Raw genomic sequence first — 16,832 nt, forward strand, 5'->3', positions numbered from 1 at the left:
GTGTCCCGGTGTCAGCCGTTTCCTTGATGTGCTTGCTTGCGCGATCCATTCCCCAGGTGCCCGTGTCCAATCCATCGAATCAAGCGAATGCGGGCGCCGGCGAAGAGCTGGTGGCGTTGCTGGCGGCGGTCGCCAGCGGCAGCCGCGACGACTTCGAGGCGCTCTATCGCGCCACGTCCGCCAAGCTGTTCGGCATCTGCCTCGGCCTGCTGCCCGACCGCGCCGAGGCCGAGGACGTGCTCCAGGAGGTCTACGCCAGCGTCTGGCACAAGGCCGCGCAATTCGATGCGGCGCGGGCCAGCGCGATCACCTGGATGGGCACGATCGCGCGGCACAAGGCGATCGACCGTCTGCGCACGTTGCCCGGGCCCTACAAGAACGCGCCGATCGAATTCGCCGAAAGCATCGCCGACCCGTTGCCCTCGCCGCTGCAGCACGCCGAGGCGACGACGCAGCGCGCACGCCTGGATGGCTGCATGGAACAGCTCGATGACCGCCGTCGTGCGCTGATCCGCACCGCCTTCTTCGATGGCGCCACCTACGAGGAACTCGCCGCGCGCAGCGGATCGCCGCTGGGCTCGATCAAGAGTTGGATCCGGCGTGGCTTGATGCAGCTGCGGGTGTGCCTGGAACAATGAACATCCGCGATCCCCGATTCGACGAAGATTCCGGTCGCGAACCGCCGTCCGCCGACGTGCTGGCCGGTGAATACGTGCTGGGCGTGCTCGACGCCGGAGAACGGCGACAGGCGCAGCTGCGGATCGGCGCCGATCCAGCCTTCGCGCGCCTGGTCGCCGCGTGGGAACTGCGCCTGGCTGCCATGCTCGACACCATCGAGCCGGTCGCCGTGCCCGCGCACGTGTGGCCGCGCATCCGCACGCGGCTGGGTTGGTCGCCGGTCGAAGGCGGCCGACCTGGCGTGTGGCAGCGCGTGGGCTTCTGGCGCGGAATGACCGCGATCGCGGCCGCCGCCGCGCTGGCCGCGGTGTTCTTCGGTCGCGTGCAACCGCCACCGGTGCCGCCGGCTCCGCCGTCCGTGGTGATGCAGCCGAGCGAGCCCGCGCAGCCCGTGACCACGCTGGCGCGCGATGACGGCACGCCGGGTTGGCTGGCCGCGATCGATGCGGCACGCGGCACGCTGCGAATCGTGCCGGTGCCCGCACCCGCCGACGCGCAGGGCCGTGTGCCCGAACTGTGGTTGATCCCGCCGGGCGAGGCGCCGCGTTCGCTGGGGCTGGTTTCGGTCGACCGGACGCAACTGGTGGTCGTGCCGAAGACGTTGCTGCGCGCATTGGCGAAGGGCGCCACGCTGGCGATCTCGCTGGAGCCGCCGGGCGGTGCCCCGCAGGGCGTGCCGACGGGGCCGATCATCGCCAAGGGCGGCATCGAGGCCATCTGACGAAACGAAAAGGCCCCGCAATTGCGGGGCCTTTCCTTGGAGCGTGAAGCGGCGGCTTACGCCTCGACTTCGTCCTTGTACGCATCCACCGGAATGCAGGCGCACATGACGTTCTTGTCGCCGTAGACGTTGTCGACGCGCGCGACCGGCGGCCAGTACTTCTGCAGCTTCAGCGACGGCAGCGGGAACGCGGCCAGTTCGCGCGGGTAGGCGTGGGTCCACTCGCTCGCGGACACGGCCGTCGCGGTGTGCGGGGCGTGCTTGAGCGGGTTGTCCTCGCGGTCGAGCTTGCCTTCCTCGACGGCGCGGATTTCGTCGCGGATCTGGATCATCGCGTCGATGAAGCGGTCGAGTTCGTGCTGCGATTCGGACTCGGTCGGTTCCACCATCAGCGTGCCGGCGACCGGGAAGCTGAGGGTCGGGGCGTGGAAGCCGAAGTCGATCAGGCGCTTGGCCACGTCTTCGGCGCTGATGCCGGTCGAATCCTTGAGCGGACGCAGGTCGAGGATGCACTCGTGCGCGACCAGGCCGTTACGACCGGTGTAGAGCGTCTCGTAGTGCGGGGCCAGGCGCTTGGCGATGTAGTTGGCGTTGAGCAATGCAACTTGAGTAGCTTTACGCAGGCCTTCCGCGCCCATCATCGTCACGTACATCCAGCTGATCGGCAGGATCGAGGCGGAACCGAAGCTCGCCGCGCTGACCATGCCGACGTTGCCGTTGCCCACGCCCTGCGTGCGCAGGCTGTCGGTGCCGAGTGCACGTGGCAGGAACGGCGCGAGATGCGACTTCACCGCGCACGGGCCCACGCCCGGGCCGCCGCCGCCGTGCGGAATGCAGAAGGTCTTGTGCAGGTTGAGGTGCGAAACGTCCGAACCCCACTTGCCCGGCTTGGCCACGCCGACGAGGGCGTTCATGTTGGCGCCGTCGGTGTACACCTGGCCGCCGTGCTTGTGCACGATCTCGCAGATCTCGACGACTTCTTCCTCGAACACGCCGTGCGTGGACGGGTAGGTCATCATGATCGCGGCGAGGCGGTCGCTGTACTTCTCCGCATTGCGGCGGATGTCCTCGACATCGACATTGCCGTTGCTGTCGGTCTTGGTGACGACGACGGTCATGCCGCACATCTGCGCCGAGGCCGGGTTGGTGCCGTGCGCGGAGTCCGGGATCAGGCAGATGTCGCGATGGCCTTCGCCTCGCGAGCGGTGGTAGGCGCGGATCGCGAGCAGGCCGGCGTATTCGCCCTGCGCGCCGGAGTTCGGCTGCAGGCTGACCGCGTCGTAGCCGGTGCACTCGACCAGCATCGCTTCGAGGCCGTCGATCAGTTCCTTGTAACCCTGCGCCTGGTCGGCCGGAGCGAGCGGATGCAGGTTGCCGAATTCCGGCCACGTCACCGGGATCATTTCCGCGGTAGCGTTGAGCTTCATCGTGCACGAACCCAGCGGGATCATGGTGCGATCCATCGCCAGGTCCTTGTCGGCCAGTGCGCGCATGTAGCGCAGCAGCTCGTGCTCGCTGTGGTGGGTGTTGAACACCGGGTGGGTCAGGAACGCGCTGGTGCGCTTGAGGCCGGCGGGGATCGCGTCGCTGGTGGCCGCATCGAGCGCATCGATATCGGCGCTGGCACCGAACAGAGCGGCCAGCGCGGTCACGTCGTCACGCGTGCTGGTTTCGTCGAGGCTGATGCCGACGCTGCCTGCGTCGATCGCGCGCAGGTTGATCTGCGCGGCCTTGGCTTTGGCGTGGAGCGCCGCGGCATCGACACCGGTGACGTGCAGCGTGTCGAAGAAGTCCGGACCGACGTTCATGCCGGCCTTGCCCAGTGCAGCGGCGAGGATCGCGGCGAGGCGATGGGTGCGCTGCGCGATGCGGACCAGGCCTTCCGGGCCGTGGTAGACGGCGTACATCGACGCCATCACCGCCAGCAGCACCTGCGCGGTGCAGATGTTGGACGTGGCCTTCTCGCGACGGATGTGCTGCTCGCGCGTCTGCAGGGTGAGGCGATAGGCGGGCTTGCCTTCGGCGTCGATGGAGACGCCGATCAGGCGGCCCGGCATCGAGCGCTTGTAGGCGTCGCGGCAGGCCATGAACGCTGCGTGCGGACCGCCGAAACCGAACGGCACGCCGAAGCGCTGCGAGTTGCCGACCACGATGTCCGCGCCCCATTCGCCCGGCGCGGCGATCAGGGTCAGTGCGAGCAGGTCGGTGGCGACGGCGACGAGGCCGCCGCGCGCGTGCACGGCATCGGCCAGCGCCTTGTAGTCGCCGACCTGGCCGAAGGTGTTGGGGTACTGCAGCATCACGCCGAAGGCGTCGGTATTGAGCGCATCGGCGTCGTTGCCGACGACGATTTCGATGCCCAGCGGCTCGGCGCGGGTGCGGATGACTTCGAGCGACTGCGGATGCACGCCGTTCGACACGAAGAACACGTTCGACTTCGACTTGCACGAACGCTTGGCCAGCGTCATCGCTTCGGCGCAGGCGGTGGCTTCGTCGAGCAGCGAGGCGTTGGCGATCTCCATGCCGGTGAGGTCGGCGCACATCTGCTGGAAGTTGATCAGCGCTTCCATGCGGCCCTGCGAGATCTCGGCCTGGTACGGCGTGTAGGCCGTGTACCACGCCGGGTTCTCGAGGATGTTGCGCAGGATGACGTTCGGCGTGTGCGTGCCGTAGTAGCCCTGGCCGATGAACGACTTGAACACCTGGTTCTTCGACGCGACGGCGCGGATCTTGGCGATCGCTTCGACTTCGGTGATCGGTGCCGGCAGGGCCAGCGGGTTGGGCGACTTGATCGAAGCGGGCACGATCGCGTCGGTCAGCGCGTCCAGCGAGTCGTGGCCGACGACGCGCAGCATGTGCGCGACTTCGGCGTCGTTGGGGCCGATGTGGCGCTCGAGGAAGGCGCCGTGGTGTTCGAGGTCACGCAGCGAAGCAGGCTTGGTCATGGCAAGGGCACAGGGCTGGGCCGCGGTCGCGGATGCGGTTGCGGCGTGGTGCTCGAAGAGAGCAGTGCCCCTCTGTCCTTTTGCCTGAGAGTTTGGAAGCGCGCCGGGTGGGGAGGGTGTCCCAGCGCTGCCTCTTGCCCCTTCGGCGCCGGTTCTCACCGTGGGTGAGCCGGTCTCTCCAGAGTTGATGGATGTGGCCACCTGCCCAAAGCAGGCCGCGCCTGGCGGCCCTTCGGGACGAGCCTGCCGCTTCGCATCGCCGCGTCATCGCTCAGTCGCGTATCGACATACGCTCCCTCGCTCTTCCTTGCGCTGCAAACCGGCAGTCCCGTCGCGGCCAACTTTGGGCAGGCGGACACATCCATACACACGGAAGTACATGGGCCTGAGCGATTCCGGGCGGTTGCGCCTTCGGCAGCGGCCGGACCCTGCGGGTCGGCTGCTTCTCCCACCGTGTGCGTGGAAGCGCGAATTATAGCCGCTCGGCCCGCCTGCCCGGTGCGGGATCCGCGCGGTTCCGGAGGGCCGTAGCGGTGCCCGGGTCATTCAGCTTCGCCGCGAAGCCCCGTAGGATGGCCCGTCCAGCGAGAGGGGAATCGCCTTGAACAACGAGCACAGCAGCAGCATCGAGGCGGCGGCGCCCGCAGCGGCCCCGGCGGCCGAGCCCGGACTCGCCCCGACGACCCCGGCGCCGCGTGATGCCGCCGCCATTGCGCCGCAGCCCGGCGGGCCCGTGGTCGAGCCGGTGGTGATCCGCGCCTGGCGGCGCCTGCGCGACGAACCCGGCCTGTTCTTCACCACGGCCTACCTGTTCGTGTCGTTCATCGGCCTGTGGGCGAGTTTCTGGTTCTACCGCGGCTTCGGTCTGCCCATCCTCGAATACCTGCAGGCCAGCGACTACCTCGTGGCCGGCCTGCGCGATCCGGCCTACGTGCTGATCCTGCTCGGCTCGATCCTGCTGACCCTGGTCATCTCCGGGCCCGACCTCTACCGTCGCCGCCATCCGCAGCGCGTCGCGGAGCTGCGCACGCGCTGGTGGGCGCGCATCGTGTTTCCGGAAAACCGTTGGCTGCGTTGGAAGGGTGTGGGCGTGACCCCGGAAACCGGCGTGGCCTTCGCGGTGTTCTGGGGAATGATGTGGGCGACCGTGTACTACGTGGACAACCGCGGCGAGTACATCCGCGACGGCCGCACCGGCCATGTGGTGCAGGTGACGATGGCGGGCGCCGCGGCCCCGGTGCCGCAGGCGGCGCGCCTGCTCGGCAGCAGCAGTACCTACGTGTTCCTGTGGTGGCCTCAGGACCGCGTCGCCGAAGCGGTGCCGATCGAGAGCATCGCGACGCTGCGTTCGCTGCCGCGGCCGGTTGCCGCGACCACCGCCGTCAGGCCGAAGTCCGGAGCATCCGCGGCGAAGCCGTAGCGATCGGCGCGCTCACGCCGCGCACGATCCGTCCGCGCCGACGCTCTCGGCGACCTGCACGCAGTTGCGGCCGGCGGCCTTGGCCGCGTACAGCGCCTGGTCCGCCTGCTTGAGCACGGCCTCGATGCGCGGCGCGCCCTGCATGCAGGCGACGCCCACGCTCACCTTCGGCGCGATGTCCGCGCCCCAGTCGCCGTCGAGGCGCAGCGCATCGATGCGCGCGCGCAGGCGCTCGGCGACCACCAACGCGCCCGGTCGCCCCGTGTTCGGGAGCACGACGCCGAATTCCTCGCCGCCGAGCCGGCCCAGCACGTCGCTGTCGCGCAGTTCGTCGCGGCAGGCGTTGGCGACCGCGCGCAGCACCGTGTCGCCCACGTCGTGGCCGTGGCGGTCGTTGATGCCCTTGAAGTGGTCGATGTCGATCATCAGCACCGACAACGGATGGCCGTAGCGGGTGGCGCGCTGGAACTCCTGCCGCGCGACTTCCAGCAGGCTGCGGCGATTGCGCACACCGGTCAGTTCGTCGGTGGTGGCCTGGCGCGCGAGTTCTTCCTTCAGCCGGTAGAACTGGGTGAAGTCGGTGGCGATGCCCAACAGCGAGACGATCTCGCCGCTGCGGTCGCGCTGCGGGATCTGCACGACCCAGAAGTTGCGGATCTCGCCCTGCGCGGAGGTGGAGATCTGTTCGCCGGATTGCTTGGCGCCGGTGGCGAGCACGCGGTCGTCGAGCACGCGCCAGTTGGCGGCGACTTCGGGCGCGACCAGTTCCTCGTCGGTGCGGCCGATCAGCTCCTGCGGTTCGCGCCCGACCACGTCCGCCATCTTCGCGTTGGCATAGGTGTAGCGGCGCGCGCGATCCTTGGTGTAGATGCAGGCGTCGACGTTCTCCAGCAGCGATTCCAGCAGCGCGTTCTTCTGCAGCAGCTCCGATTCGAGTTGCTTGAAGTGGGTGATGTCGGTAGACACGCCAGCCACGCCGGTGACGCGGCCGCGCGCGTCGCGGACCGGTGCCTTGACGCTGAAGTAGGTGCGCGCTTCGCTGTCGATCAAGGCGATCTGCTCCTCGGATTCCAGGCGCAGGCCGTCCTCGATCACGCGGCGGTCGTTGTGCCTGAGTACCTCGGACCGCGACATGTCCCAGAAACGGGAATCGTCGGCGCCGAGGACGTCATGGGGGGCGGCGCCATACAGCGCCTGCGTGGCACGGTTGGCGAAGGTGTAGCGACCCGCCAGGTCCTTGGCATAGACCAGCGCCGACAGCTCGTCCATCGCGGTGCGCAGGATGCGCAGTTCGGCGATCAGGCGACGCACGCGGCGTCGCTGGACCGGGACCGCGGGCGGTGGCGGGAGCTGGGGGGGCATGGGGGCACGGTAGCCGCAGGGGCGTAGAGCTTCCATTAAGCGCTTCGGGGTTTTCGTGACGCGGATTGCACTCGTTTCGCGACCGGGTTGCGGATTGCGAAGATCCGTTAGCGCGCCAGTCATGAAGGTGTTGGTGAATGCGCGTGAAGGCGGTGTGCAAGGCGCGCGCCTCCGACCAGCGATGGCATCCGGGCCGCGCCGGATGGCTTGGTATGCTGGCGCCCCCTGCGCACGGACGATCGCACCGCATGAGCACACCGCCTTTCTCCCTGCGGCAGATCGATCATGTCGTGCTGCGCGTGAGCGACGAGGCGGCGATGGTCGCGTTCTATTGCGACGTGCTCGGTTGCACCGTGGAGCGCCGGCAGGACGCCATCGGCCTGGTGCAGTTGCGTGCCGGGCAATCGCTGATCGACCTGGTCCGCATCGATGGCAAGCTGGGTGCCATGGGCGGCGCCGCGCCCGGCGTGGAAGGGCGCAACATGGATCACCTGTGTCTGCGCGCCGATCCTTTCGACCGCGAGGCGATCGTCCGCCACCTCGAACGGCACCACGTGCGCATCGGCGATTTCGGTTCGCGCTACGGCGCCGAGGGCGAAGGGCCGTCGCAGTACCTGTTCGATCCGGAAGGCAATCTCGTCGAGTTGAAGGGGGCCCCCGATGAAAGCGAAGCAACGGCATAGATGAAGCCGCGCCCGCGGCGCGAATGGGGAACGACGATGACCAGACCCTGAGGTCTGTCATCGCCCATACAACAATGACAGGCCCCATGAACGACACCACTAGCACCTCCCGAATCTCCATCCGCCGCTTCGCCCTGCTGCTGGGCGGGCTGGCGATGTTCGGGCCGTTCTCGATCGACACCATCTTTCCGGCGTTCCCGGCGATCGGTGCGCAGCTGGAGGCGGACAAGGTCGCGATCCAGCAGACGATCAGCGCCTACCTCGTTGCCTACGCGCTGATGAGCCTGGTGCATGGCCCGCTGTCCGATGCGATCGGGCGCAAGCGGGTGATCATCGGCGGCCTGGTGGTGTTCACCTTCGCCTCGATCGGCTGCGCGCTGTCGCGCGACCTGACCACGCTGTTGGCGTTCCGCGCGCTGCAGGGGCTGTCGTCGGGTGTCGGCCTGATCGTGGGCCGTGCGGTGATCCGCGACGTGCTGCACGGCGAAGCCGCGCAACGGCTGATGAGCCAGGTGTCGATGATCTTCGGCATCGCCCCGGCCATCGCCCCGATCATCGGCGGCTGGATCCTGGGCTGGAGTGCGTGGCCGGTGATTTTCTGGTTCCTGGCGGCGTTCTCGGTGGTGCTGCTGGCCGTGACCTGGTGGGGCCTGCCCGAGACCCACGCGAAGGAAGCGCGGCTGCCGTTGCGGGCCGGGCCGCTGCTGCGCGATTACGTTTCCATCTTCGCCAACCCGCGCTTCCAGCGGCTGGCGGCGGCGAGTGCGTTCAACTTCGCCGCGCTGTGGCTGTTCATCGCCTCGGCACCGGCGTTCGTGGTCGACCACCTGCGCCTGGGCGAAAGCGATTTCGGCTGGTTCTTCGTGCCGATGATCGCCGGCATGGTGACCGGTTCGTTCGTGTCGGGACGCAGCGCCGGCAAGGTCAGCGGCGAGAAGCTCGTGCGCACCGGCTTCATCGCCAGCGCGATCGCGATGGTGCTCAACTTCGCCTACACGCTGCTGGTCGAACAGGCGAGCGTGCCGTGGGCGGTGCTCCCGATCTCGCTCAATGCCTTCGGCATCGCGCTGGTGTTCCCGATCGTGACCCTCGCCATCCTCGACATGTACCCGCGGCAGCGCGGCTCGGCCTCGTCGTTGCAGGCCTTCACCAGCCTGGTGCTCAACGCGTTGATCGCCGGCGTGCTGTCGCCGTTGATCAGCGCGCACGTGCTGTGGATGGTGCTGGCGGCGTCGACGTTCCTGGCGCTGGCCTGGCTGTTCTGGAGTTGGGAGAAGCGCGCCTCGCAGCCGCTCGGCTCGCCCAACAGCGAAACCGAGACGGTGCCGGGCGAGTCGCTGTAACCCTCGCGGCGTGCGTTTACGGCGCGCGGTTCGTCCCGCGCCGGATCAGGAAGTACAGCGGCAAGCCGATGGCCACCAGCGCCGCGCCCCACAGCAGCGATTCGCGGCCGATGCCCCACAGGGTGTAGACGCTGTAGGCCAGGCCGAGCGCCGCGACGATGCGGCCCTTGCTGTCGCCGCGGTACAACCACGCGGCGGTACCGGCGACATAGGGCAGCAGCGTCGCCGCGGTCGAGAGCAGGATCGCGAAGGTGAACAGCTGCACCAGCGACTTGCTGAAGTTCGCCAGCACCAGCAGCGAGGCCAGCACCGCGCTGCACATCACGCCGAACACCGGCGTGCCGCCCTTGTCGAGCTTCGCGAACACCGCCGGCAGCATGCCGTCGCGCGCGGCCGCCAGCGGTACCTGCGCGGACACCAGCACCCAGCCGTTCAAGGCGCCCAGGCAGGAGATCGCCGCGATCAGCGCGATGCCGGTGCCGGCGGTCGGGCCCCACAGGTGGGCCGCGGCGTCGGCCATCGGCGCCGCGGACTTCGCTAACTGCGCGGCGGGCAGCAGGCCGAGCACGGCGCTGCACGCCAGCACGGTGGCGACGCCCGCGAGCAGCGTGCCGAACACCGTGGCGCGCGGGATCGTGCGCTCCGGGTTGTCAATCGAACCGGCGGGCACGGTGGCCGCTTCCAGTCCCAGCAGCGCCCACAGCGTCAATGCCACGGTGGCATTCACCGCATGCGGCAGCGATTCCTGGGTCGGATTGAGCGGGGTGAAGTACTGCGCCTCGACCGACCACAGCGCGATGCCGCCGAACAGCAGCAGCGGAATCAGCTTGAGCACGGTCAGCACGATCTGCACGCGGCCGGCCTCGCGCACGCCGGCCAGGTTCACGAGCACGCAGAACCACAGCGCCGCCAGCGCGCAGACGGCCGAACGCAACGGCGTCGCGGTCAAGGCCGGGAACACCGAGCCGATGCTGCCGGCGAAGGCGACCGCGATGGCCGCGTTCGCCGTCCACACCGCGATCCAATAGCTCCAGGCGATGACGAAACCGGTCAGGTCGCCGAAGCCGTTGCGTGCGAACGCGTAGGGCCCACCCGTCTGCGGCCAGCGCATCGCCAGCCGCGCGAAGGTCAGCGCGACCAGCATCGCGCCCGAGAGCGTGATCGCCCAGCCGATCAGGCTGGTGGCGCCGTAGGGCGCGAGCGAGGCGGGCAGCAGGAACACGCCGCTGCCGATCATGCTGCCGACGACGAGCGCCGTCGCCGACCACAGGCCGAGGGGGCGTGGGGTGCTCATGCGCTCGTCGCCGCCAGCGCGGGATCGAGATGGTCGCGGGCCGCCAGCACGGTGGCCTGGTCCGGTGATTGCGGGGTGGTGGCGTCGGCTCGGTTCATTCGGCAAGTATCGCGTGTTGGCGGTCCGGGCGGGCGGCGCGCCGGCCGTTCGCTCCGCCTGTGGCCTGTCGCTGCAAGGTTCCCCGGGGCAGGCGCAACACAGTGGGCCGCCCGTACGCTCGTGATGCCCGTTTCATCGCCGGCATTCGCCAATACGATGGACGCAACCGAATGCCAGGACACCGCGATGATCGACCTGTACTACTGGGGCACGCCCAACGGACTCAAGCTCAAGCTGTTCATGGAAGAGAGCGGCCTGCCGCACCGGCTGATCCCGGTGGACATCGGCAAGGGCGAGCAGTTCGAACCGGGCTTCCTCAAGGTCTCGCCGAACAACAAGATCCCGGCGCTGGTCGACCACGATCCGCCGGGCGGCGGCGCGCCGATCCCGCTGTTCGAATCCGGCGCGATGCTGCTGTACCTGGCCGAGAAGACCGGCCGCTTCATCCCCGCCGACATGCGCGGCCGCGCCGAAGTACTGCAGTGGCTGTTCTGGCAGGTCGGCGGACTGGGGCCGATGGCGGGGCAGAACGGGCACTTCGTCGTGTACGCACCGGAGAAGGTGCCGTACGCGATCGAGCGTTACGTGAAGGAAACCAACCGCCTCTACGGCGTGCTCGACCGCCAGCTGGCCGGTCGCGAGTTCGTCGCCGGCGGCGAGTTCTCGATCGCCGACATGGCGATCTACCCGTGGATCGTCCCGTATGCCCCGCACGGGCAGGACCTCGACGACTTCCCGGAGCTGAAGCGCTGGTTCGAGGCGATCAAGTCGCGCCCCGCCACCGTGCGCGCCTACGAAGGCGTGGCCCCGCCGTACGCGGGACGCAGCAACATCTCCGAGGAGGAGCGGCGGATCCTGTTCGGGCAGACGGCGGCGAGTGTGAAATAGCTGCCCGGGTATGAAAGGGCACCGTCATCGTGGAGTGCGCTTCGCCGTGAAAAGAGAAGGCCGGCTTTCGCCGGCCTTCTCCGCAGTTGCTGGGAACTATCCCGATCAGCCGGCCTTCTTCTCCGCCGCGGGTGCAGCGGCAGTCGCGGCCGCATTCCAGCCGCAGGTCTTGCCTTCGTTCTGCTGCTTCAGCCAGGCCTGCAGCGGCGAGAAGTATTCGAGCACCGCGGAGGCGTCCATCTTCTCGCTGCCGGTGAGCTCCTTCAGCGTCTGCTGCCACGGCTGGCTGGCGCCCTTGCTCAGCATCGCCTGGTACTTCGCGCCGGCGGCCTTGTTGCCGTAGAAGCTGCACTCGTGCAGCGGGCCCTTGTAGCCAGAGGCGTCGCACAGCGCCTTGTAGAACTGGAACTGCAGCACGTGCGAGAGGAAGTAGCGCGTGTACGGCGTGTTGCCCGGCACGTGGTACTTCGCGCCCGCGTCGAAGAACTCTTCGCCGCGCGCGTCCACCGGGGCGACGCCCTGGTACTTCGCCTTCAGCTCCCACCAGGCCTTGTTGTAGTTCTCCGGCTTGATCGAGCCGTCGAACACGCCCCAGCGCCAGCGGTCGATCATCAGGCCGAACGGCAGGAACGAGACCTTCGCCAGCGCCATGCGCATCTGCGCGTTGATCAGGCCCTCGTTGCTCGGCGTCTGCGTGCCGACCAGGCCGATCGACTGCAGGTAGGCCGGGGTCATCGACAGCACGATGGTGTCGCCGATGGCTTCGTGGAAGCCGTCGTGCGCGCCCTGCTGGAAGATCGGCGGCTGGCCGTTGTAGGCCAGGTAGTAATAGACGTGGCCGAGTTCGTGGTAGATCGTGGTGAAGTCTTCCTCGTTCGGCTTGATGCACATCTTGGTGCGCACGTCGCCCTTCATGTTGATGTCCCACGCGCTGGCGTGGCACACGACGTCGCGGTCGCGCGGCTTCACGAACTGGGTGTTGCTCCAGTAGCTCTCCGGCAGCTTGGGCATGCCGAGCGAGGTGTAGAAGTCCTGCGCGCGCTCGGTCATCTCCTTGGCCTCGGCCAGGTCGGCCTGGCGGGCGACGTCGGTGCGCTCCTCGTACGAAGCCTCGTGGTCGAGGGCGCGCAGCAGGGCGCCTTCCTTCGCGTCGCGCGCCTGCTTGAGCGCACCGGTGATGTCGAGGCTGCCCGCCTGCGCGTCGCTGTACGGCTGCAGCGCCGGCCACAGGTTGCCCCAGTCCTGCTGCCACATGTTGCCCATCAGGTGCGCGGGCAGCATGCCGCCCTGCACGTGGCCCTGGTCGCCGTACTTCTTCTCCAGCTGCGTGCGGGTGTAGCAGTGCAGCTGTTCGTACAGCGGCTTCACCTGCAGCCACAGGCGATCGGTTTCGGCGGCGATTTCCGCCGGGGTCATGTCGTAGCCCGAACGCCACAGTTCGCCGGTGTCGGCGAAGCCCATGTCCTTCGCGCCGGTGTTCACCAGCTCGACGAAGCGGGTGTAGTCCTTGCGCATCGGCTGGGCGATGGTGTGCCAGCCCTGCCAGGCGTCGAGTTGTTCCGCGTACGTGGCGGCGGGATCGCGCAGCACGTCCTCGAGTTCGCCGAGCTGGCGGCATTTGCGCGCGCTGCCTTCGCCCTTGCAGTACTCGCCCGAGCCGTACATGCCTTCCATCTTGGTGGCGATGGCGGTCAGTTCTTCCAGCTTCTTCGCGTCCTTCGGCGGCGGCATCGCGACCGACAGCTTCAGCAGGCGGATGGCGCGCGCGGTCTCCGGCGACATCTTCTGGCCTTCGAACTTGCGCGATTCCTCGATCCACTTGTTGAGCTGGGTGAGGAAGCGCTCGTTGGCCTTCGCCGTGAGCATCTCGGTGTCGCCGTTGATGTACGTCGACGACGTCCACTGGGCGGCATTGAGCTCCGGATAGATCTTGCGCATTTCCTCGTTGACGCGCGCGACGAACTGGTCGGCGGTCTCGCCCTCCGGTGCCTTCGCCGCATCCGCGGGGGCCTGGTCCTTCTTGCAGGCCGACAAGGTGAGGCCCGCGGCTATGGCGAGCGCGAGCAGGGCATGACGATGATTCACGGTGGACCCTCTACGGGCGCCCGGGTCGGGCGCGAGAACCGCGAGGCTAGTGCGGGCGGGCAGGGGGCCGCAAGTGATGGCGGTCGCGTACCCGCGTTCGGCAAACGCCGCTCAGGCGGCCAGGCGGCCGCGCGGGGCGTCGATCAGGCCGCGCTCGGCCAGCCATTGCCAGGCCGCCTGCGAATCGTGCTCGAAGTAGGCGCGGGCCGAGCCCAGGCGGAAGGTGTAGCCCCATTCGTCCATGTCGGCGAGGACGCGATCGCGGCCCACGCCTGGCAACGCGTCGCCGAGCAGGGCCTGCAGCACGCATACGGCGTCCTCTTCCTCGACCGAATCGGTGGCGTCGGTGTGGACGAGGGCACGGCGCTCGGGCGGCAGCACGATCAGGTGCGCGGCTTCGTGCAGCAGCGAATGCACCGGCGTGTCGAGGCGCGCGTAGACCGTGGCGCCGATGAGGCCGGCCTCGCATTCGCCCCAGTAGCTGCCCGGGATCGCTTCGCCGTCGGGCACGAGCCGGAACTGCAGGTCGTACCGCGCGAGCAGCGCGACCACGTCGGCGAGGGCGATGGCGGCGAGGGTGAGCATGCGTCGTACTGCGAGCTCCCCCGCGCGTGGCGGGGGGAGTGGTGGCGTCAGGCCTGTGCGTGTTCCGGCAGGGCGACCGAGATGTCGAGCACCTTGTTGTCGCCGTCGCCGATCAGGTCGACCTTCACCGCTTCGTCGTCGACCTTCACGTACTTGCGGATCACTTCCAGCAGTTCGCGCTGCAGCATCGGCAGGTAGTCGGGGCTGCTGCCGCGGCCGCTGCGCTCATGCGCGACGATGATGCGCAGGCGGTCCTTGGCGATCGAGGCGGTGGGCTTCTTCGCAACCAGGAAATCGAACAGACCCATCTCAACCTCCGAAAATCTTGCTGAAGAATCCCTTCTTCTCGACCTGGGTGAAACGCATCGGGCGATCCTCGCCCAGCAGGCGCGAAACCGCGTCGTCGTAGGCCTGCGCGGCCTCGGACTCGGATTCGAGGATGACCGGCTCGCCCTTGTTCGAGGCGTTGAGCACGTCGCCGGACTCGGGGATCACGCCGATCGTCTTCAGGCCGAGGATCTCCTCGACGTCGCCGACGCTGAGCATCTCGCCGGTTTCCACGCGCTTGGGGCTGTAGCGGGTGAGCAGCAGGTGTTCCTTGACGCGCTCGCCGTTCTCGGCGCGGCGGGTCTTGGAGGCGAGCAGGCCGAGGATGCGGTCGGAGTCGCGCACCGAGGACACTTCCGGGTTCACCACCACGACCGCCTGGTCGGCGAAGTACATGGCCAGGAACGCGCCCTTCTCGATGCCGGCGGGGGAGTCGCACACGATGTAGTCGAAGCCGTCGTCGGCGAGGTCCTTGAGCACCTTCTCCACGCCTTCGGTGGTCAGCGCGTCCTTGTCGCGCGTCTGCGACGCGGCGAGCACGAACAGGTTGTCGAAGCGCTTGTCCTTGATCAGGGCCTGCTTGAGCGAGGCTTCGCCGCTGATGACGTTGACGAAGTCGTACACCACGCGGCGTTCGCAACCCATGATCAGGTCGAGGTTGCGCAGGCCGACGTCGAAGTCGATGACGGCGACCTTGTGGCCGCGACGGGCGAGTCCGCAGGCGACGCTGGCGCTGGAAGTGGTCTTGCCCACGCCGCCCTTGCCCGAGGTGACTACGATGATTTCTGCCAAGTTGTCTCTCCCAGTCCTGTTTTCGACGGCGGGCGCTTCGATGGAAGGTCGCCGTTCTTCTTGTTTGTGCTTCGAAAGATGGCCGGGCTTCGTGGCCCGCGTTCTTGTTGTGACTATTTACAGCAAAAACGCCGGGCGGGCCCGGCGTCGGGGTGGATCAGTCGAGCGCGGCGATCTTCAGTTCCTCGCCGTCGAGCCAGATCTGCACGGCCTTGCCGCGCAGTTCCTTGGGAATGTCTTCCAGCACCTTGTAGTGGCCGGCGATGGCGACGAGTTCGGCGTGGAATTCACGGCAGAAGATGCGCGCCTGGCCCCAGCCCTGCGCGCCGGCCAGCGCGCGGCCGCGCAGCGGACCGTAGATGTGGATCGAGCCGTCGGCCATGACCTCGGCGCCGGCGCCGATGTTGGCGAGCACGCTGAGGTCGCGGTTGGCGGCGTAGACCTGCTGGCCCGAGCGCACCGGGGTGGAATGGATCAGGCCGGGCGCGGTCGGTGCCTGCTGCGCGGGCGTTGTCGGCGCGGGTTCGGCGCGTGCGGGTTCCGGCTTGGCGCGTGGCTTGGGCGCGGGAGCCTCGACGGGCTCGGCGTCGCCGGCGCGTTCGTAGGAGGCGCGGAACTTCGCCAGCAGCGGCAGGCCGAGCTGCTCGGACAGGCGCTCGATCTCGCTGGTGCCGTAGGCGAGCGCCACCGGCAGCACGCCGGCATCGCGCAGGCCGTCGATGAGCTGGCGTGCGGTGTCCACGTCGGGGGCCTGGGTCAGGCCGCCGAAGTCGAGCACCACCGCGGCGCGTGCGAACAGCTTGGGCGCGCGCTGCACGCGGCCGCGCATTTCCTCGACCAGGCGCGGAACGTCGAGGCTGCGGATGCGGAGATTGGCGATGCCTACCTGGCCGATCTTGAGATCGCCGGCCAGTTCGTAGTCGACGGCCACGCTCACGGGCAGGTTCCGGTCGCGCGCGGCGCGACGTGGGCGACGGGCGTGCGCGGGCGGGTCAGCCACGGTACGTTCGGCAGCGCGTCGCCGTAGGTCTCGTGCACCCACGTGTAGCTGCACAGCGGCTTCATCAGCATCGCCGCGCGCACGCCGGTTTCTTCCATCACGTGCTGGCCGACTTCGCGGAAACCGAAGCTGCCATGGAACAGCAGCACCGGGTCGTTGGTGCCGTCGAGGAAGACCTCGCAGGCCATGTGCGGGTAGCGCGCCTCGGCATAGCTCTGCGCGTCGGCGTAGAACGCACGGCCGACACCGCCGCCGCGGCGGCGGCTGGCCACCACGATGCGGTCGATGTAGAAGAATTCCGGATGACGCTCGCGGAACCAGCGGAAGTTGCTGCTGTCGTGCTGCGAACCCGAACCCATGCCGATCAGGAAACCCGCCAGCGTCCCGTCGCGTTCGGCGACGCGGAAGTACTCGGCGTGATCGAAGAAGTGGCGCAGTCGGGTCGCATCCAGCGGCAGGATCGCGGGTCCGGCGGCGTTGTTGAGAGCGAGGACGGAATCCAGCTCGTGCTCACGCACGTCGCGGACAACGATCGACATTTCGTCGTAACTCCATGGTTCTGGCCAACAGCGGCCCTGGTGCCGTCGGCCCGGTGATTATCGCATGGCGG

15 protein-coding genes and 2 riboswitches are annotated in these 16,832 nt (G+C 68.3%); of the genes, 6 read left to right on the forward strand and 9 right to left on the reverse strand.

From position 1 onward, the window contains the following. The first annotated feature begins 116 nt into the window (after positions 1-116). The gene (locus H8B22_RS14955) at positions 117-638 is read left to right on the forward strand and encodes a sigma-70 family RNA polymerase sigma factor (RefSeq protein ID WP_407060851.1); all 522 of its coding nucleotides are present in this window, start codon (positions 117-119) and stop codon (positions 636-638) included. Further along, positions 635-1,399 (forward strand): anti-sigma factor, encoded by a 765-nt coding sequence (locus H8B22_RS11300; protein ID WP_187711519.1) that lies wholly within the window; start codon positions 635-637, stop codon positions 1,397-1,399. Before H8B22_RS14955 ends, H8B22_RS11300 begins: the two co-directional genes overlap by 4 nt. 56 nt (positions 1,400-1,455) lie before the next feature. Here the strand turns inward: H8B22_RS11300 and gcvP are convergent, their stop codons facing one another. Then, positions 1,456-4,344, reverse strand: a complete 2,889-nt coding sequence (gene gcvP / locus H8B22_RS11305) for an aminomethyl-transferring glycine dehydrogenase (protein ID WP_187711520.1) — start codon at positions 4,342-4,344, stop codon at positions 1,456-1,458. 62 nt (positions 4,345-4,406) lie between these two features. Continuing rightward, positions 4,407-4,536: riboswitch (glycine riboswitch) on the reverse strand. Between the two features lie 171 nt (positions 4,537-4,707). Then, a riboswitch (glycine riboswitch) is annotated at positions 4,708-4,805 on the reverse strand. A gap of 140 nt (positions 4,806-4,945) precedes the next feature. Here gcvP and H8B22_RS11310 point away from each other — a divergent pair. Continuing rightward, positions 4,946-5,764 (forward strand): hypothetical protein, encoded by an 819-nt coding sequence (locus H8B22_RS11310; protein WP_187711521.1) that lies wholly within the window; start codon positions 4,946-4,948, stop codon positions 5,762-5,764. 12 nt (positions 5,765-5,776) lie between these two features. Here the strand turns inward: H8B22_RS11310 and H8B22_RS11315 are convergent, their stop codons facing one another. Then, positions 5,777-7,126, reverse strand: coding sequence for a sensor domain-containing diguanylate cyclase (locus tag H8B22_RS11315; protein WP_187711522.1), 1,350 nt, complete (start codon positions 7,124-7,126; stop codon positions 5,777-5,779). A gap of 248 nt (positions 7,127-7,374) precedes the next feature. Here H8B22_RS11315 and H8B22_RS11320 point away from each other — a divergent pair, with 248 nt between their 5' ends. Beyond that, entirely contained in the window at positions 7,375-7,809 is a 435-nt protein-coding gene (locus H8B22_RS11320) for a VOC family protein (protein ID WP_187711523.1), read from the forward strand. 86 nt (positions 7,810-7,895) lie between these two features. Beyond that, positions 7,896-9,152, forward strand: a complete 1,257-nt coding sequence (locus tag H8B22_RS11325) for a multidrug effflux MFS transporter (RefSeq protein ID WP_187711524.1) — start codon at positions 7,896-7,898, stop codon at positions 9,150-9,152. A gap of 16 nt (positions 9,153-9,168) precedes the next feature. Here H8B22_RS11325 and H8B22_RS11330 read toward each other — a convergent pair whose 3' ends face one another. Then, positions 9,169-10,446, reverse strand: coding sequence for an amino acid permease (locus H8B22_RS11330; protein ID WP_187711525.1), 1,278 nt, complete (start codon positions 10,444-10,446; stop codon positions 9,169-9,171). A 285-nt stretch (positions 10,447-10,731) separates the two neighbouring features. Here H8B22_RS11330 and H8B22_RS11335 point away from each other — a divergent pair, with 285 nt between their 5' ends. After that, positions 10,732-11,433, forward strand: coding sequence for a glutathione binding-like protein (locus H8B22_RS11335; protein WP_187713629.1), 702 nt, complete (start codon positions 10,732-10,734; stop codon positions 11,431-11,433). A 105-nt stretch (positions 11,434-11,538) separates the two neighbouring features. On the opposite strand, the gene H8B22_RS11340 is transcribed toward H8B22_RS11335, so the two are convergent. From H8B22_RS11340 to H8B22_RS11365, 6 genes are all read right to left on the reverse strand, one after another. Next, positions 11,539-13,518: a M2 family metallopeptidase gene (locus H8B22_RS11340; protein ID WP_187711526.1), complete on the reverse strand. Its 1,980-nt coding sequence runs from the start codon at positions 13,516-13,518 to the stop codon at positions 11,539-11,541. Positions 13,519-13,629: 111 nt separating this feature from the next. Beyond that, positions 13,630-14,103: a hypothetical protein gene (locus H8B22_RS11345; RefSeq protein ID WP_187711527.1), complete on the reverse strand. Its 474-nt coding sequence runs from the start codon at positions 14,101-14,103 to the stop codon at positions 13,630-13,632. Positions 14,104-14,150: 47 nt separating this feature from the next. Continuing rightward, positions 14,151-14,411, reverse strand: coding sequence for a cell division topological specificity factor MinE (gene minE, locus H8B22_RS11350; RefSeq protein WP_187711528.1), 261 nt, complete (start codon positions 14,409-14,411; stop codon positions 14,151-14,153). Between the two features lies 1 nt (position 14,412). Beyond that, positions 14,413-15,222, reverse strand: a complete 810-nt coding sequence (minD, locus tag H8B22_RS11355) for a septum site-determining protein MinD (RefSeq protein ID WP_187711529.1) — start codon at positions 15,220-15,222, stop codon at positions 14,413-14,415. Between the two features lie 157 nt (positions 15,223-15,379). Beyond that, the gene (gene minC / locus H8B22_RS11360) at positions 15,380-16,159 is read right to left on the reverse strand and encodes a septum site-determining protein MinC (RefSeq protein ID WP_225876190.1); all 780 of its coding nucleotides are present in this window, start codon (positions 16,157-16,159) and stop codon (positions 15,380-15,382) included. After that, positions 16,156-16,761 carry a GNAT family N-acetyltransferase gene (locus tag H8B22_RS11365; protein ID WP_187711530.1) on the reverse strand — a complete coding sequence of 202 codons (606 nt, stop codon included), beginning with the start codon at positions 16,759-16,761 and terminating at the stop codon, positions 16,156-16,158. Before H8B22_RS11365 ends, minC begins: the two co-directional genes overlap by 4 nt. Positions 16,762-16,832 lie beyond the last annotated feature (71 nt).

This window comes from Lysobacter terrestris (assembly GCF_014489475.1).
Classification (GTDB): Bacteria; Pseudomonadota; Gammaproteobacteria; order Xanthomonadales; family Xanthomonadaceae; genus Agrilutibacter; species Agrilutibacter terrestris.

Bases quoted from the DNA above. Each gene is read 5' to 3' on its own strand.
- H8B22_RS11300 (WP_187711519.1), top strand. From the start codon at position 635: ATGAACATCCGCGATCCCCGATTCGACGAAGATTCCGGTCGCGAACCG.
- gcvP (WP_187711520.1), bottom strand. From the start codon at position 4,344: ATGACCAAGCCTGCTTCGCTGCGTGACCTCGAACACCACGGCGCCTTC.
- H8B22_RS11315 (WP_187711522.1), bottom strand. From the start codon at position 7,126: ATGCCCCCCCAGCTCCCGCCACCGCCCGCGGTCCCGGTCCAGCGACGC.
- H8B22_RS11320 (WP_187711523.1), top strand. From the start codon at position 7,375: ATGAGCACACCGCCTTTCTCCCTGCGGCAGATCGATCATGTCGTGCTG.
- H8B22_RS11325 (WP_187711524.1), top strand. From the start codon at position 7,896: ATGAACGACACCACTAGCACCTCCCGAATCTCCATCCGCCGCTTCGCC.
- H8B22_RS11330 (WP_187711525.1), bottom strand. From the start codon at position 10,446: ATGAGCACCCCACGCCCCCTCGGCCTGTGGTCGGCGACGGCGCTCGTC.
- H8B22_RS11335 (WP_187713629.1), top strand. From the start codon at position 10,732: ATGATCGACCTGTACTACTGGGGCACGCCCAACGGACTCAAGCTCAAG.
- H8B22_RS11345 (WP_187711527.1), bottom strand. From the start codon at position 14,103: ATGCTCACCCTCGCCGCCATCGCCCTCGCCGACGTGGTCGCGCTGCTC.
- minE (WP_187711528.1), bottom strand. From the start codon at position 14,411: ATGGGTCTGTTCGATTTCCTGGTTGCGAAGAAGCCCACCGCCTCGATC.
- H8B22_RS11365 (WP_187711530.1), bottom strand. From the start codon at position 16,761: ATGTCGATCGTTGTCCGCGACGTGCGTGAGCACGAGCTGGATTCCGTC.